The organism is Sterolibacterium denitrificans, assembly GCF_900174485.1.
Taxonomy (GTDB): domain Bacteria; phylum Pseudomonadota; class Gammaproteobacteria; order Burkholderiales; family Rhodocyclaceae; genus Sterolibacterium; species Sterolibacterium denitrificans.
Window position 1 is genome coordinate 9,921 of sequence record NZ_LT837804.1, and the last position, 13,834, is coordinate 23,754.

The 13,834-nt window shown below is 61.4% G+C and carries 20 protein-coding genes; 12 read left to right on the forward strand and 8 right to left on the reverse strand.

What is annotated here, in order from left to right:
- From SDENCHOL_RS14350 to SDENCHOL_RS13690, 10 genes are all read left to right on the forward strand, one after another.
- A partial coding sequence (locus SDENCHOL_RS14350; RefSeq protein ID WP_231913051.1) for a hypothetical protein occupies positions 1-607 on the forward strand: 607 nt, incomplete at its 5' end.
- Between the two features lie 175 nt (positions 608-782).
- A complete protein-coding gene (locus tag SDENCHOL_RS13650; protein ID WP_154717472.1) occupies positions 783-1,697 on the forward strand; it encodes a DNA cytosine methyltransferase in 915 nt (304 codons plus the stop codon).
- Positions 1,697-1,930, forward strand: a complete 234-nt coding sequence (locus SDENCHOL_RS13655; RefSeq protein ID WP_154717473.1) for a hypothetical protein — start codon at positions 1,697-1,699, stop codon at positions 1,928-1,930. Before SDENCHOL_RS13650 ends, SDENCHOL_RS13655 begins: the two co-directional genes overlap by 1 nt.
- Positions 1,927-2,433 (forward strand): thermonuclease family protein, encoded by a 507-nt coding sequence (locus SDENCHOL_RS13660; protein WP_231913052.1) that lies wholly within the window; start codon positions 1,927-1,929, stop codon positions 2,431-2,433. The genes SDENCHOL_RS13655 and SDENCHOL_RS13660 overlap by 4 nt, the downstream gene beginning before the upstream one ends.
- A 138-nt stretch (positions 2,434-2,571) precedes the next feature.
- Positions 2,572-3,213, forward strand: coding sequence for a recombinase family protein (locus SDENCHOL_RS13665; RefSeq protein WP_231913053.1), 642 nt, complete (start codon positions 2,572-2,574; stop codon positions 3,211-3,213).
- Between the two features lie 57 nt (positions 3,214-3,270).
- Positions 3,271-3,645 carry a hypothetical protein gene (locus SDENCHOL_RS13670; RefSeq protein ID WP_154717474.1) on the forward strand — a complete coding sequence of 125 codons (375 nt, stop codon included), beginning with the start codon at positions 3,271-3,273 and terminating at the stop codon, positions 3,643-3,645.
- Positions 3,646-3,653: 8 nt separating this feature from the next.
- A complete protein-coding gene (locus tag SDENCHOL_RS13675) occupies positions 3,654-3,830 on the forward strand; it encodes a hypothetical protein (RefSeq protein WP_154717475.1) in 177 nt (58 codons plus the stop codon).
- 17 nt (positions 3,831-3,847) lie between these two features.
- Positions 3,848-4,018: a hypothetical protein gene (locus SDENCHOL_RS13680; RefSeq protein ID WP_154717476.1), complete on the forward strand. Its 171-nt coding sequence runs from the start codon at positions 3,848-3,850 to the stop codon at positions 4,016-4,018.
- Between the two features lie 15 nt (positions 4,019-4,033).
- Positions 4,034-4,315, forward strand: coding sequence for a hypothetical protein (locus tag SDENCHOL_RS13685; protein ID WP_231913054.1), 282 nt, complete (start codon positions 4,034-4,036; stop codon positions 4,313-4,315).
- Positions 4,312-5,424: a zeta toxin family protein gene (locus tag SDENCHOL_RS13690; RefSeq protein ID WP_154717477.1), complete on the forward strand. Its 1,113-nt coding sequence runs from the start codon at positions 4,312-4,314 to the stop codon at positions 5,422-5,424. Before SDENCHOL_RS13685 ends, SDENCHOL_RS13690 begins: the two co-directional genes overlap by 4 nt.
- Positions 5,425-5,497: 73 nt before the next feature.
- Here the strand turns inward: SDENCHOL_RS13690 and SDENCHOL_RS13695 are convergent, their stop codons facing one another.
- Genes SDENCHOL_RS13695 through SDENCHOL_RS13705 form a run of 3 tightly spaced genes read right to left on the reverse strand, consistent with a single transcriptional unit; the run spans position 5,498 to position 7,116 of the window.
- Entirely contained in the window at positions 5,498-5,977 is a 480-nt protein-coding gene (locus SDENCHOL_RS13695) for a hypothetical protein (RefSeq protein ID WP_154717478.1), read from the reverse strand.
- A gap of 9 nt (positions 5,978-5,986) precedes the next feature.
- Positions 5,987-6,694, reverse strand: a complete 708-nt coding sequence (gene stbB / locus SDENCHOL_RS13700) for a StbB family protein (protein ID WP_154717479.1) — start codon at positions 6,692-6,694, stop codon at positions 5,987-5,989.
- Complete coding sequence (locus SDENCHOL_RS13705) at positions 6,691-7,116, reverse strand: hypothetical protein (protein WP_154717480.1); 426 nt, start codon at positions 7,114-7,116, stop codon at positions 6,691-6,693. The genes stbB and SDENCHOL_RS13705 overlap by 4 nt, the downstream gene beginning before the upstream one ends.
- A 265-nt stretch (positions 7,117-7,381) precedes the next feature.
- Here SDENCHOL_RS13705 and mobC point away from each other — a divergent pair, with 265 nt between their 5' ends.
- Together mobC and SDENCHOL_RS13715 are read left to right on the forward strand one after the other, a co-directional pair.
- Complete coding sequence (gene mobC / locus SDENCHOL_RS13710) at positions 7,382-7,918, forward strand: plasmid mobilization relaxosome protein MobC (protein ID WP_154717481.1); 537 nt, start codon at positions 7,382-7,384, stop codon at positions 7,916-7,918.
- The gene (locus tag SDENCHOL_RS13715) at positions 7,905-9,320 is read left to right on the forward strand and encodes a relaxase/mobilization nuclease domain-containing protein (RefSeq protein WP_154717482.1); all 1,416 of its coding nucleotides are present in this window, start codon (positions 7,905-7,907) and stop codon (positions 9,318-9,320) included. The genes mobC and SDENCHOL_RS13715 overlap by 14 nt, the downstream gene beginning before the upstream one ends.
- Here SDENCHOL_RS13715 and SDENCHOL_RS13720 read toward each other — a convergent pair.
- Genes SDENCHOL_RS13720 through SDENCHOL_RS13740 form a run of 5 tightly spaced genes read right to left on the reverse strand, consistent with a single transcriptional unit; the run spans position 9,317 to position 13,826 of the window.
- A complete protein-coding gene (locus SDENCHOL_RS13720; RefSeq protein WP_154717483.1) occupies positions 9,317-9,781 on the reverse strand; it encodes a hypothetical protein in 465 nt (154 codons plus the stop codon). The genes SDENCHOL_RS13715 and SDENCHOL_RS13720 overlap by 4 nt on opposite strands.
- A 23-nt stretch (positions 9,782-9,804) precedes the next feature.
- Positions 9,805-10,536 (reverse strand): TraX family protein, encoded by a 732-nt coding sequence (locus SDENCHOL_RS13725; RefSeq protein ID WP_154717484.1) that lies wholly within the window; start codon positions 10,534-10,536, stop codon positions 9,805-9,807.
- Positions 10,533-10,931 carry a hypothetical protein gene (locus tag SDENCHOL_RS13730; protein ID WP_154717485.1) on the reverse strand — a complete coding sequence of 133 codons (399 nt, stop codon included), beginning with the start codon at positions 10,929-10,931 and terminating at the stop codon, positions 10,533-10,535. The genes SDENCHOL_RS13725 and SDENCHOL_RS13730 overlap by 4 nt, the downstream gene beginning before the upstream one ends.
- Positions 10,921-11,922: an OmpA family protein gene (locus SDENCHOL_RS13735; RefSeq protein WP_154717486.1), complete on the reverse strand. Its 1,002-nt coding sequence runs from the start codon at positions 11,920-11,922 to the stop codon at positions 10,921-10,923. Before SDENCHOL_RS13735 ends, SDENCHOL_RS13730 begins: the two co-directional genes overlap by 11 nt.
- Positions 11,919-13,826 carry an LPD7 domain-containing protein gene (locus tag SDENCHOL_RS13740; protein ID WP_154717487.1) on the reverse strand — a complete coding sequence of 636 codons (1,908 nt, stop codon included), beginning with the start codon at positions 13,824-13,826 and terminating at the stop codon, positions 11,919-11,921. Before SDENCHOL_RS13740 ends, SDENCHOL_RS13735 begins: the two co-directional genes overlap by 4 nt.
- Positions 13,827-13,834: the final 8 nt, after the last annotated feature.

Genomic DNA, 13,834 nt, shown 5'->3' on the forward strand with positions numbered 1-13,834 from the left:
CGTAAGCAAGGAATCGAATATGCGCCGCTTCACTTTTACCCGCGAGTTCTACACGCCCAAGGAATACATCGAGATTCACCGCAAGGATGAGGTTGGCGCGGCCGTCTATGCGTCTGCGGATGGCCTTGTCGTTCTGGCCTTCGCTGGCAAGCGTCAGAAGCCCGACTTCCATATCCGTTTCGCCAAAAAAGAACGCGCGGAACAGTACGTTTCCGACTGGCTGGCCCGGCTGCAAGTGCGCGCCCAGGAAAAGACTGAGCGCCGCGAAGCCCGCAAGGCTGCGCCTAACCCGCTGCAAGTGGGCGACATTCTGCGGTGCATGTGGGGTTACGAGCAGACCAATATCGACTACTACGAAGTCACCGCCCTGATCGGCAAGCACACCGTCGAAATTCGGGAGGTGGCGCGCATGTCCGAAGAAACGCTTTCCATGCAAGGCGTTTGCGTGCCGAAGCCTGGCGCGTACATCGGCGAGCCGATGCGCAAGCGTGCCGACGCGGATGGCTCCGTGAAGATCAACAGTTTTTCATGGGCGCGCAAGGTTGAGGCCAAGACCGTGGCCGGGGTCAAGCTGTTTGCGCCCGACTCTTGGACGGCATACGCCTAACCGCCAAGCATAAACACTAGCGAAAGAACTTGACAGGATTTCCAGCACTGCGCCCAGGCGGGGCGCGGGGCCGGAAGCGTAGGCAGGGCTTACGTTGAGAACCGCGACAGCGGCCTTTTGGGGGGCCTTCGGGTGCTGGCCCGTGGCCCCCCCTTTTTTTGAGAGGCAGAAGAATATGGAAGCAATCGACCTTTTCGCGGGCGCAGGCGGTTTCAGTGAAGGTGCGCGGCTGGCTGGCGTGCGCGTGACATGGGCGGCAAACCACTGGCGGCAGGCCGTGGAGTACCACGGGCAGAACCACCCGGAAACGGTTCATGCTTGCCAGGACTTGCAACAAGCCGACTGGCGCGAGGTGCCCGGCCATGACGTGATGCTTGCATCGCCCGCGTGCCAGGGTCACAGCCCGGCACGGGGCAAGGAGAAGCCGCACCATGACGCCCTGCGCTCGACCGCGTGGGCGGTTGTGTCCTGCGCCGAGTGCTACCGTGCGCCGGTTGTCATCGTTGAGAACGTGCGCGACTTCGTGCGCTGGACGCTCTACCCGGCTTGGTGCGATGCCATGCAGCGGCTTGGCTATGCCATCGCGCCGCACTTGATTGATGCCGCCGATCATGGCGTGCCGCAGCACCGCGAGCGCCTTTTCCTGATCTGCACCCAATCGAGGCACCCGCTACACCTTGACTTGCCCAAGCGCCCGCATCGACCGATAGCGGACGTGATCGAGTGGGATGCACACGAATGGAGCCAGATCGAGCGCCCCGGCCGCAGCGCCAAGACCTTGCAGCGCGTGGCCGCAGGCCGCGCCCGCTTTGGTGCGCGCTTCGTTGCGCCCTACTACTCGGGCGGCAGCGGTTTGACTGGCCGCAGCATCGACCGGCCTATTGGCACCATCACCACCCGCGACCGCTGGGCCGTGATCGACGGCGACCGCATGCGCATGCTTCGCGTGTCGGAGGCCAAGGCCGCAATGGGCTTTCGGGCCGACTACGTTTTGCCGGAGGGCCACAAAGACGCCCTTTTCATGCTTGGCAATGCGGTATGCCCGCCAGTGCCTGCCGACATTCTGGCGGCCGTGCGCGAGGTGGCGTAATGGGCTACGAGAACCCGTTATTGCGCCTGCCAGCAGGTCAGGCGCTGCGCCGACTGCCGAAGGCCGACCGGGAGCGCATCGAGGCCGTGATGCGCGAGCTGCGCGACCAAGCCAACACCGAAGCCGAAACCGCTTGGCGGCGGCGCAAGGGGCCAATGGCCGCCTACTGGCGGGCCGTGGCCACCTATGCGCGCCACCTGGCCCACGCATTGAGCAAGGAGGTATCCGAATGAAGCACTCTTTTCGTAAAGCCGTTACGTTATACGCTACGCTACTTTTTGCCTTCGGCCTGGCCGCGCCCGGCCTGGCGCAGCAGCGGGCCGCCACCGGCCCGGTGACGGGCGTATCCGATGGCGACACCTTCTATATGGTCATCGACGGCGAGCGCGTGCGCTTGCGCCTTGCACAGATCGACGCACCGGAGAAGGCGCAGCCCTTCGGCCGAAGGGCCGAGCAATCCTTGCGCGACCTGATCGGCAAGCGGAAAGTCACCGTTACATGGGCGCAGGCCGACCAGTACGGGCGGCCGGTTGTCCAGGTCGAGGCGGATGGCTTGAACATCAACGCGGAGCAGGTGCGCCGGGGCTTTGCGTGGGCCTGGCCCCGCTACGTCACCGACCCGCGCCTGTTCGACTTGCAGGCCGAGGCGCGAGCCGAGCGCCGGGGTTTGTGGGCAGACCCGAACCCGGTTGAACCGTGGGTTTGGCGGCAGGTTCAGAAAAATCGGCCCCGCTGATTTTTCGCGGACGCGAAACGCATTCAAACAAACGACCATTAAAAGAGCGGCGCACCGCTATACTTTCATTGCGATTTTTTTGATACATAGCGCATCCGAATAACTCACGGTGGCGCTTTTCACGGAAAAGGGGCCGAAATGACCGCAAACAAGGCGGTTTCCTTGCCAAGCTACTTCGGTTATCTGCGCGTATCGACGGACAGCCAGGACGTGGAGAGCCAGAAGCTAGGACTACTGGAATATGCGAACCGTCATGGCTTCGCGCCCATGAGCTTGACCGCCGAGACAGTCAGCCGGGCCGCCGACTGGAAGGGCCGCGAACTCGGGGCGCTGCTGGACAGGGCAGGGCGCGGCGACGTGATATGCACACCGGAATTCACGCGGCTGGCGGCAACGCCTGGCCAGGTCTTCACCTTCTTGGAGGCGGCAGCGAGTAAAGGTGTAGTGCTGCACATCACGAAGACCGGCACCGTCATGGACGGTTCCATGCAAAGCCAGCTTCTAGCGGCAGCGTTTTCGATGGCGTCAATGATTGAACTGTCGTTCATCCGCGAGCGCACCAGGGAGGGCTTACGGCGAGCCAAGAGCGAAGGGAAGCGACTCGGGCGACCGCCAGGCGCAAGCGGGCGTTTGAAGCTGGACGAGCACGAGGACGAAATCAAGGGCTATCTGGCCATCGGTTTGCCCAAGCGGAAAATGGCCAAGGCTTTGGGCGTGGCTTACAACACACTGGCGCGGTTCATCGAAAGAAAAGGGCTTGTGTCAAGTAAAAAGGCTTGACAATAAAGGCGGTTTCTAATACACTGGAATTGTGGTAATGGGAAGGGAAGGGCGATCATGAGCAACATCATCAAGTTCCCCAAGCCCAAGGGTCAGCGGGCCTTGCCCGCGCTTGAGCTTGACGCGGAGAAGATCAAGAAGGCGATGCCGAAGGCATCGACGGTGAAGGGTGTTTTCGCCTGGCTGTTCCTGCTGGTGCGCCTGCCCCTGTTTCTCGTCATGTACTGGCTTCGCCTGCCGATCATCTTCTTGTGCAATCTGGTGTCGATTCCGATGCTGCTGGCTTGGCTGTTTGCGCTCTACGCCTTCCCCGAGAAGTCGGCAATGGTTTGGGGCTTCGGCATCGCCAGCTTCGCGGCCTTCGTCGTGTCTTGGGCCTACGACTTCATCCTGATGGCGATTTCGCCCCAGGACATGATGATGACCTTGTGAGGTGGCACATGGATGATGATCGCGTCAGCAAGGCCCGTGCAGAGTGGAAGAAGGAGCAGAAGCAAGCCGACATGGAGCGGCGGCTGTTCGACCTGGCCGCCGAGTTCGCGGCTTCGCCCTTCAAGCGGCTTGTGCTGGTTGTCTTGGTGTCGGTGCTGCTGGCCCTTTGGCTGTTGCCCCGATGAACGAAAGGGATTGGACGATGGACTTACTTACTCGCCGACTTGCGCGGCGGATGTTCTTCACCGAGGTTCCTTGCCCGGACGGCAAGGGCGAACTGGTGGTTTTCAACTGGTTCGGCCGCAATGTGCCTTTCGTGGTGCTTGGCGGTTGGGCCGTGCTGATGCTTGCATCAGCCCTGATGCGCGCTTGAGCGCAGGAGGACAATATGCAGACAGAAATCACAACCCGAGATCGTTTGAATCGTTACGAGATCGCACAAGAAACCATCGGCTTCATGATGGCCATGCGTACCGAGGCTATTCACGATGAGGAAAAGAAAGCCGTGCCGGACACGGCAAAAATCGCGCAGTGGAACATGGAGTTCGAGCGGCTTGATGACGAACTGTATGGCTTGCGCCTGCACGATGACGAGGCCATCCAGCGCGTGCTGGATGAATACTGCCCCATCGTGAAGGCAGAGTACGAACGCTCTCGCGTGGCTGCATGACTAGGGGTAGCAAACTAGACCCCGAACGCCACGAGTCGATTTATACCGACAAGATTGCGGCCCGCTACCTGCCCAAGAGTACGCCGCAGGAGCAGCCGCACGCCGTTATCACTGGCGGCCAGCCTGGTGCGGGAAAGTCGGGCATTACTGCTAATGCGATAGAGCGGTTCAAGGACACCGGTTATGTACTGGTCGATGCCGACAAGCTGCGCCCGCACCATCCCGAGTACATGCGCCTCATGCGGGAAGATGATAGAACGGCCGCCAACCTTACGCACGCCGATTGCGGCCCGTGGGCCACACGGCTGCTGCGTGATGGCGTGGAGGGGCGGCGGAATATCATCATCGACCAAACATCGCGTGACCCCGAGGCGTTGGCCAGGGCTGCGCAGGGGTTGAAGCAGGCGGGTTATACGGTTGAATTGCATGTGATGGCTGTTTCATCAGCAGTCAGTGAGCAGCGCATCCAACAGCGGTACGAGGGCCAGCGTGAGAAAGACGGCTTCGGGCGCTTTTCCACGAAGGATAAGCACGATGAGGCGTATGCGGGAGTCGCCAAGACTGTTGCATCGGTGGAGGAGGGCAGGCAGGTAGATCGCTTGTGCCTCTATGACCACAAGGTCAAGCCGATTTATGAAAACCGCCTTGAAGGCGGCGAATGGGAGCATCAACCGCGTGCGCGGGAGGTTTTTGAGGGCGAGCGTGCCCGGCCGATGACGTTGCAAGAGCGCAAGGACTACGCCAAGGGCTTTGACGACCTGGCCAACTTGTTGGCGAAACCGGAGCGCCAGGCCAGCGCCGAGGAAATCCGCAAAATCGCCGATCTACAACGCGAGGCCAAGGCCGCCGTGGCGGCCGAGGTATTTCGCCAGGAGCCGCCCGAAAAGGCCGTGCAGCAGCATCCCGAGCTTGCCCCGGCTTACGGCTACGTTCGCGCCCGCGAAGCCAAGGCCGAGGCGGACGGCTTGAGCGAGCAGCAGCGGGCCATCGTCATGGCCCGCGTGCGCGAGACTGTCGCCGAGCGCATTGAGCGCGGCGACGTGCCAAGCGTGCAGATTCGGGAAGAACGCCAAGTGAAGGCCGAGCAGCAGCGCGACCCCGAGCGTTGAAAATCAACCTCTCCTGTTTTGGGCCGTTCGCTTGCGAACGGTTCAAAACAGGGGAGGCGACAAGCGGAGCGCGTCAGGGTATGCCTCGGACGATGGCATAGACCAGGCCCGCAGTGAAACCCGAAGCAATCAGCGCCGTGATGGCATGCTCCATCAGCCGCGACCACATCGAGCGCCGGAACTCTTTGGCCGCTTCGCCCAGGGCTATGCCCAGGCTTGCGGCCTTGTCAGAGGCTTCCGACCGAAAGGCCATGCGGGCGGCCTCTTGCAGCGCCGCCCGCTGTTCCTCTACCGTCTTGGCCGCAGTCTGCGCGGCCTGCGCCGTTTTCAGATCAAGGTATTCCGCCAGATCGGCCTTTGCCTGTTCGGTAAAGGCCGTCACTGCCAGGCGGAACTTGTCGCCCGCGTCATCGAGCGCGGCGACGGTGCCGGACAACTTGCCTTCGGCACCATCGACCAACGCCGGGAGAGCTTCGACGCGGGCAAGTAGCCCGTCCAGGTCGCCGAGCAGTTCGGCAATCAGGGCTTCGCGTGTTGTTCTTGGCCCGCTCATGATCGGGCCTTACTTGAACAAGGCTTTGAAAACATCGTCCAGGTTCTTGTTGGCCGTCACGGCGAGGCGCTTCAAGGCCACCATGCGAACGCATAGTTCCTTTTCATCCTCATCGGTGGCCTGGCGAAGCCGGGCGCGGTAGTCGGTTTCGTCGGCCGTGATTTCCCCGAGGGACTTCCCGACCGCCTTCAACCGCTCGAAAACCTCATTCGCGTAGATGGTGGCCTCCGGCTTCACCACGAACGATTTTTCGGATTCGGCCAGGCCGAACAAGGCGGCGAACTCGTCGGCCACGGCCTCATCGACTTCGACCTTGTTGAACACCAGGCGGATGCGCTTCTTCTCGATGCCGAGCTTTTGCAGGGCGCGGATGGTATTCACTGTGTCGGCCTGCACCTTCTTTTCCTTGACCACGGGCACCACGAAGAAATCGAATTCTTCGTGCGAGCCGTCGAACTGCTGCATCAGCTTCAAGAAGTCTTCGACGTTCGACGCGCCCACGTCGATGATCGCCGTGTCCAGCGGCATCAGTTCATCGACCAGTTCGCCGAACTTCTTGCCGCGCATCTTTTCCACGTCCAGGCCGTCAGCATCGGCCCCCGTGTTGATCGACTCGATGGAGTAGATCGGCGCGTCACCCATGCGGGGCTTGAGCAGATGACCGGCAACCGTGGTCTTGCCCACGTTGCCCGAAAAATTCAGGACAGCAACTTTCATGTTTTTTTCCTCTTTGCGAGTTTGGCCAAGGCGGCCAGGTCGGGCTTGTTCCCGATGATCTTGTCAAGGTCAGCCGGGTTATGAGAGCCGCCACCGGAGCTTTCAGCTTCGGTATCGACTTCATCCACCGGCAGGGCTGGTGATGGCTTCGACGGCTGGCCCGGAGGGCTGGCCGACTTCGCCGCCGTGATCGACGGTTTGCCGCGTTTCTGGCGAATTCGCTTCAAGGTTGTCTCGAATGTCGCAAGCGTCATTTCGAGGCCGTGCTTCGTCAGTTCTTCAACTACCGAAGCCCGAGGGACACCGGCAGCCAAAGCCGCTTCAACATCATCAATCACGTCCCGCAAGCGGGCGGCCTTAGACCGTTTCTTATCGTCGGAAGCAAGCGCGCGGAGTCGTTCAGCTATGGCTTTCCTATCCATTTGCACGCTCTTTTCTGGTTGAAACTGTACCGATTGTGTCCCGCATCCGTTCCAATGTCAAGGTTTCGCGTCCGCGAAACGTATGGTTCATGTCTCGCCAATGTCCGTGACTTGTCCCGGTATTGGCTGTTTTCAGTATCGTTTGTGTTCCACAAAGCATGAGGGAAGGTAGGGGGGTGAAATCTAGGGCAGGATAGGCGCACGCGCCGCTATTTGGTACAATTGCCCGCAATTGATACCAAACCTGACCCCCCTACCTTCCCTCATGCCGGTACTGAAAACACTTGTCGAGCCAGGAACCAAAGCGTGCTTTCGCAGCATGGCGAAGACGCGCGGGCTGTCCGAATCGGAGCTTCTTCGGGCCGTCATCCTGGCCGTCACTGGCGAGGATGGCGACGCCGACCAGCCCATTGAACCGGATGCGGAGAAGGCCGACACCGCGCGCATGACAGTGCGGATGCCGCGCTTCCTGATGGAAGCGGCCACCGCACGAGGGAAGGTCAAGGGCATGGCACCAAGCCGTTGGGTGGCCGCCTTGGTGCAGTCTCACTTGACCCGCCAGCCTGTCATGACAGATGACGAACTGGCGGGCCTACTGGCCAGCAATCGGGAGCTTGCAGCGGTCGGCCGCAACATCAATCAGATCGCGCGGGCCTTGAACGAGGCGTTCCATGAAACCGAGCGCGTCAAGATCGAGCGCCTGGCCCAACTGCGCGATGCCATCGTGAAGCAGCGGGCCGCCATGCGGGCCTTGGTGCGGGCAAGCCAGAATTCTTGGGCGGCAGACGATGGCGCTGATTGAAGCCGAGCTTGGCAGCGCCCTACATCCGCCCGTCAAGCGGAAGGCCAACAACACCCGCAAGCTGCGTTCGACGGCCTGGCGCGTGGCCTCGAACTCCACCGAGGTCATGGTCAAGATCACGGGCTTTGGCAAGGGCGCTGGCCACGTCAAGGCCCACTTGGACTACATCAGCCGAAACGGCAAGGTGGAGCTTGAGAACGATCGGGGCGAAGTTCTCAGCGGCAAAGAGGAAGTCAAGGCGTTCTTCAAGGATTGGGAAAAGGATTTCGGCGACAGCAAGCGGCACAAGAACCAGCGCGACACCATGCACATGGTTCTTTCGATGCCGGAGACAACCGACCCCGAATCAGTCCGAAAGGCCGCCCGTGACTTCGCCAAGGCCACCTTCGGCCAGAACCATGAATACGTCTTCGCCCTTCACACCGACGAGCCGCACCCGCATTGCCATGTGACCGTCAAATGCCTTGGCTTTGACGGCACTAGGCTGAACCCCAGGAAGGCCGACTTGCAGGCTTGGCGCGAAGGATTCGCCGACAAGCTGCGCGACCAGGGCATAGACGCAGATGCAACCCCGCGCCGCGCCCGTGGCGTGGTGCGCAAACCAGAGCCGAACGTCATCCGCCACATCGAGCGCGGCGACAGCAGCCACAAACCCCGCGTATCCAAGGTCAGGGCCGCAAAGATCAAGGAAGCCGCCCAGGAACTCACGGCCGAGGCCAAGGGCCTGCCCGTGGCGGAAAAACCGTGGGAGCAAGCCATCAAGGCGCGTCAGCGCGACGTGCGCCGCGCCTGGCTGGCGGCGGCCGATGCGCTTGACCAGGCCGACACCCGTTTGACATTCAACCAGAAGGAGGCGCGCAATGAGCGACCCAACTACGACAGCATCGGCACAGATCGAGCACGACCAGGCCAGCGAGCAGCCGCTGTATATCAGTCCCACCTTGAAAAATCTGGACGCCAAGCACCGCCCGGAACCCTCTCCGGCGTGCGAAACCTGTCCGGCCTCGGTGTGGTTCAGCACCGACGAGGTTCTGAAATGCTTCTGCGGCCGAATGCACCTGATCGTGTGGGACGGGAACGAGCCGCCGATTCTGAAATGCGACGGCCGCGAACTGGCGATTCTCGCGCTCATGGAGGCGCAGAACGCCTAGATGGCCACCAGAGCCTGGCCGACGAAAACAAGGCCCTTGCAGGCCGCATCCGGGCCTTTGTCGGGGCTATGCCGACCATCGACACCGAGCGGCACCAGATCAAGCGAGATCTGGCGCAGCGGTTCAGCAGGCAGGCCGAGAAGATCCGCGACATCAGCCCGCAGCCGACAGCGCCAGTGCCGAGCGCCGGGCAAAAAAACGGCGCGGTCGAAGCCGCGCCAAAGCAGGGAGGGAAGGATGCGGAGCGTTAATCAAGGACGTTCTTCGTCTGGGCCGTAATTTCTGCTTTCAGGGCCTTTAATTGTTCCAACACTTCGCGGAATCTTGCATCATTTATCACTCCTTGTTGATTCGCATTTTCGGCCGACATGGCTATTTTTGTTGTCTCAGAATTAATTCTGTTCAACAAGTACAAAGTCCTGTTTATTAGTTGTCGGTTGTATAGGTAACGGAGAATTGGCATAAATTCATTCGTCTTCATGTGCATTTCGTGTGCCATGAACGCTACAACATCGAAAATACGTTTATCACATCGAATGTTTGTGCGGCCGTCGTCGGAGTGGAAAACTTCGTAATTCTCTATTAAAAGTCCGTGCGTCTTTTCCAGATGTTCAAGAACCAAATCGGCATGGAGGTTCTGCCGTATTTCCGTTGTCTCGGGAAGTTCCTGAATAAGTTCGCGCTCTCTTTTTTCATCGAGGTCTGCGAGCATTTGGTCAATCACGTTGCTTTTAATCATATGTGTACCCCGAGGAAAGAAGATAAGGCCAGCAGGATGGCCAGATGCGCCGGGTAGAAGGCATAGAAGACGTGTCGCAGCCGTGGCACCTTCACATCGACCAGGGGCGCGGCCAGCATCAACGGGATGGCGGCCAGTGCCCACAGGTTCTTGTTCACCACGAACAGCGCCGCGAGGGCCAGCGTGCAGGCCACCACGGCGGCCTTGCTGCCCGTCTTGAAGTACCACCAGGCCGACACCGTGAAGGCCAGGGCAAACCACCAGAATTCCACGAAGGCCCCGCCTAGCAGGAACAGCGCCGCCGCTCCTGCCAGCCGTGCGAAACCGCCCTGCTCCACCAGGCGCACGACGCCGGCGGACACCAGCAGCATGAACATGATGTTCAGCGGCCACCAGCCAGCCAGAAGACCGCCCAGGCCGATGAAAAACGGGGTGGCGGCCAAGCCGTACAGCGCGAGGCGTTTCATCACCCGGACATGTACGCCAGCAGCCAGCGCGCCGGGCCTGGCCAGGTTGTAGGCCAGCACGAAACCGAAGATCGGCATTGCGAGGCGGCCAGCCTCGAATGCGCCCGGTATCGTGTGCGCGAAAAGGTACTTGTTCGCGTGGTCAAGCGCCATGAGCACCAGGCCGAGCCACTTCAAGGCTTCCAGCGTGCCGCCGCTGATCGTGATGCGCTGCCCGCCCGCCGAGGCGGGCGAGTTGTGCGCGGTGGCCGAGGCGGTCATGCGCCCGTCCATTGCGCTGCAACGGCCTTGAGTCGAATCGCGTCCAGGGCCGCCCTTGCCTCATTGGCGTTGCACAGGTGGCCATACCGCTCGAAGGTGCCCTTCGGGTCGCCCTTCAAGCCTTTGCCGTCCGCGCCGTCAATAAACATCCCGTAGTAGCCAAACAAGCCTTCACTGGCCGCCTCGATGGCCTTGCCATCGCCCGATTGGAGCGCCTGGCCCAAGCGGTCGAAGCAATGCAGGGAATCGGACAGCCACATCACATCAAGGCCGACTTCGTGCGGGTCGCGGCTTTCGTAGTCGCCCGCGTAAAGGCTGTTCGTGCGGATGGCCGTGGCCACGTCCGCGATGAACACCAGCAGGCGGCCAAGCTCAGGGGTCACGTCAATTTGCATTTGCGTGCCCTCTTTCGTTGTTGGCCAGCTTGACCGGGCCGCCCTTGAGTTCAGCAATGCGGGCATTGATGAACTCGATTTCCACGCGCCGATTCATGGCCTTGCCCTCTTTCGTCACGCCTGGCGCTGCAAAGTCTCCATCGGCCCGCGAGAAGACCTTGATCTTCTCCGGGCTGATGCCGTGATCGACCAAGAACTTCCGGGCGGCCATTGCCCTGGCCAGGGCAATGCGCGAGTCAGCAGGCCCCGCCACGCGGGAATCGGTTCGGCCGCGGACGTTGATGCTGTCCGCAGCCTTGCCGGATGCAATCAGGACTTCGGCGACGGCCGGGCTTGGCCTGAATGCGGTGCCGCCAGTGGGAAAGGAAACCTGCACGATGGCAGCGGCGGCCTTCAACATGCGGGCCTCGATTTCATCGAGCCGCTGATGAACCTCGAAAAGCTCCTGGCCGGTGGCCTTTGGGTTCCTGCTGCCCTCATCGAGCAGGCGGCGAACGTCTGCAAGCTGGCTTTCGCACAGCTTGAGCAGCGCGGCCACGTCATCATCGCCGGGCTGCACTGCTGGCGTGTCGAGCCTGGCCACCGTTACCACGGCGGCGGCTTCGGCCAGCTCGGGCACCTTGTCCGGGGCCGCCTTCGTCGGCGCCGAGAAAATGCGCGTGGTCATTGGTGCCGAGAACGTCACCGATTGACCATTGGCCCACACCGTGAAGGTATCGACCACGCGGGCAAGGCGGTAGTACCGCCCTACCCTTTCGTAATCGACCGACGCCCCGGTTTCATCCTTGATCGACAGAACGGCCGGGGCCGAGCCGCCGAGGTCGAGCAGCGTCACGCTGCCATACACATAGGCGCGGGCTTCGACCAGGCCGCCCGTGGCGGTGTAATCCGGGCTTACAACGCGCGTGGCGCTTTCCTGGGGGGGTACATAGGCGCAGGCCGAGAAAAGCCCGGCAGCGGCCAGATAGAGGGCAATGCGGGCCGGTTTCATCGTGCGTGCTCCTTTTCTGCGGTGACTTCGCGCTTCACTTCGATTTCTTCCTTCACCTTCACTTCGGGAATCTGGCCGCGCTCGATGCTATTGACCACGTTCTGACGAACGCGGGCCATGACAATGGCGCGCTGCTGCGGGTTCAGGCCATCGGCTTCGGCCTTCTTCTCCATCGACGCGACGGCCGCCGCTGCGCCCGCAAGCTCCGGGTGCTTCTTCGCGGCTTCCTCGGGGGAGTCCTTGGCGAAGCTCTCAGCCATCCGCTTGTTGGGTGACTCCGGTTTGGCCTGCTCCGGCTGCTGCGCCTTCGATTCCTTCGCCTCGTCAGTTTCGCGGGCGCGAAACTGCGTTGTGCCCTTCTCCACCTTGTTGGCTTCGGTTTGGCTGGTGCGCTTCGCCAGTTCGGCCTTGTCCTGCTCCGAAGGGCTGTAGCCCTTGACGTGCATGCCGCGTGCAGCGGCTTCAAGCCAAACTTCCTTGCGGAAAGTCTCGGAACCGGACACCTTGATTTCGTCCCATCCCCGCGCTTCGGCGATACGAACCATAGATTCGGCAATCGCCTCGCTGTTCGACTTTGTTTCCAGCTTGTTGCCCTTGTCCTCGAAAGCCACCAGGTCGGTGTTTTTCGGGTGGTAGAACTTGTTGCCGACATGGAGGTATTGCTTCTCCACATCGGGCGGAACGGCGGGTTTCACTTCGGTTTGGGTGGCCGTGAAAATCTCGTCCGACTCCACCTTGTTGTCGCCTGGCGCTTTGCCCGCCTGCGGCTTGGGTGCGTCGGCTTCCGCTTTCTTCAACCATGCCGCGCGCTGCGCGTCCTGCGCTTCCGAAAGTTGCTGCTGTTCCTTCTCGATGTTCGGCTCTACCGTGTTCATCCCAAGGGCTTCACGGGCCTGCGCCGTGTCGCGGGCGCGCATGGCGGCCACGCGGTCAAGATCGGCCTGGCTGATGGTTAGCGGCTCGACTTCAACATCCTTGCCTGGCGATGCTTCGGCCCCGGCCTGTTGCACAGCCGGGTTAATCACCACCGTCTTGTTGGATTCGACTTCGGCTGCAACATCCTTCGACACTTCCGGCGCTTCCCTGTCCAGGGCTTCCCGGTAGTGCGGGTTCGCGTCGGCATTCGCCGTCATGTCACTGGCCTTGTAGAACCGTTCGGACTTGTCCGCTTCCTCACGGAATGCTGCGGCGTCCTGCTGCGCCTGGCGGGCGGCTTCTTCCGGCGTCCAGGCGGCAGCGCGTTCGCGCTGCTCATCCTTCATGGCCTCAAATTCCGCTTGCTTGCGTTCCTCTTTCGCCGCGATCTTCTCGTCATGGGCAGCATCGAGGGCATACACCTTCTCTGCCGTGCCCGGATAGCCCGGAATGGCCTTGTCCAGACCTTCCTTGTAGTTCGGATACTCGCGGGCGTTGTTGGCCATCTCCACGGCCGCGCTTTCCTGCAAGCCCTTGTCCTCGATGCGGCGGAAGGCGTGGGCGTCAGCGGTGGCCATTTCCCGGTCGGTGTCGGCATCGAGGCCCTGCCCCACTGCTGCGCGTTGTTCGGCGCGGATTTCGATGGCGCGTAGCGCGTCCCGGTCGATTTCCGCTTGCACGCTGGCCAGCGGCTTGTCTGCTGCGGCCGGTGGCTGCTGGCTGTTCCAGGGCGGCGTCGTTTCGTTGCGAACGTACCATTCGCCATCGACCTTATCGACCTGCTTCACCGTGCCGTCAGCATCCCGGTGCTGGAATCGCGTAGCGCCCATTTCTTCGGCCTTCGCCTTCGCGGCTTCGGACGTGTGGAAGCGATAAGTCGTTTCGGCGAATGGGTCTTGCAGTTCATAGCGGTGCGCCGGTTCGCCGCGCACGGCTTGAATGCGCTCCGCCAGTTCCTTACCACCTTGACTTTGGTTGTTTGCGTCCATGTGTTACC

Bases quoted from the DNA above. Each gene is read 5' to 3' on its own strand.
- SDENCHOL_RS13740 (WP_154717487.1), bottom strand. From the start codon at position 13,826: ATGGACGCAAACAACCAAAGTCAAGGTGGTAAGGAACTGGCGGAGCGC.
- SDENCHOL_RS13670 (WP_154717474.1), top strand. From the start codon at position 3,271: ATGAGCAACATCATCAAGTTCCCCAAGCCCAAGGGTCAGCGGGCCTTG.
- SDENCHOL_RS13680 (WP_154717476.1), top strand. From the start codon at position 3,848: ATGGACTTACTTACTCGCCGACTTGCGCGGCGGATGTTCTTCACCGAG.
- SDENCHOL_RS13695 (WP_154717478.1), bottom strand. From the start codon at position 5,977: ATGAGCGGGCCAAGAACAACACGCGAAGCCCTGATTGCCGAACTGCTC.
- SDENCHOL_RS13675 (WP_154717475.1), top strand. From the start codon at position 3,654: ATGGATGATGATCGCGTCAGCAAGGCCCGTGCAGAGTGGAAGAAGGAG.
- SDENCHOL_RS13725 (WP_154717484.1), bottom strand. From the start codon at position 10,536: ATGACCGCCTCGGCCACCGCGCACAACTCGCCCGCCTCGGCGGGCGGG.
- SDENCHOL_RS13655 (WP_154717473.1), top strand. From the start codon at position 1,697: ATGGGCTACGAGAACCCGTTATTGCGCCTGCCAGCAGGTCAGGCGCTG.
- SDENCHOL_RS13690 (WP_154717477.1), top strand. From the start codon at position 4,312: ATGACTAGGGGTAGCAAACTAGACCCCGAACGCCACGAGTCGATTTAT.
- mobC (WP_154717481.1), top strand. From the start codon at position 7,382: ATGCCGGTACTGAAAACACTTGTCGAGCCAGGAACCAAAGCGTGCTTT.
- SDENCHOL_RS13660 (WP_231913052.1), top strand. From the start codon at position 1,927: ATGAAGCACTCTTTTCGTAAAGCCGTTACGTTATACGCTACGCTACTT.
- SDENCHOL_RS13665 (WP_231913053.1), top strand. From the start codon at position 2,572: ATGACCGCAAACAAGGCGGTTTCCTTGCCAAGCTACTTCGGTTATCTG.
- SDENCHOL_RS13705 (WP_154717480.1), bottom strand. From the start codon at position 7,116: ATGGATAGGAAAGCCATAGCTGAACGACTCCGCGCGCTTGCTTCCGAC.
- SDENCHOL_RS13685 (WP_231913054.1), top strand. From the start codon at position 4,034: ATGCAGACAGAAATCACAACCCGAGATCGTTTGAATCGTTACGAGATC.
- SDENCHOL_RS13650 (WP_154717472.1), top strand. From the start codon at position 783: ATGGAAGCAATCGACCTTTTCGCGGGCGCAGGCGGTTTCAGTGAAGGT.
- stbB (WP_154717479.1), bottom strand. From the start codon at position 6,694: ATGAAAGTTGCTGTCCTGAATTTTTCGGGCAACGTGGGCAAGACCACG.
- SDENCHOL_RS13730 (WP_154717485.1), bottom strand. From the start codon at position 10,931: ATGCAAATTGACGTGACCCCTGAGCTTGGCCGCCTGCTGGTGTTCATC.
- SDENCHOL_RS13735 (WP_154717486.1), bottom strand. From the start codon at position 11,922: ATGAAACCGGCCCGCATTGCCCTCTATCTGGCCGCTGCCGGGCTTTTC.
- SDENCHOL_RS13720 (WP_154717483.1), bottom strand. From the start codon at position 9,781: ATGCTCGCAGACCTCGATGAAAAAAGAGAGCGCGAACTTATTCAGGAA.
- SDENCHOL_RS13715 (WP_154717482.1), top strand. From the start codon at position 7,905: ATGGCGCTGATTGAAGCCGAGCTTGGCAGCGCCCTACATCCGCCCGTC.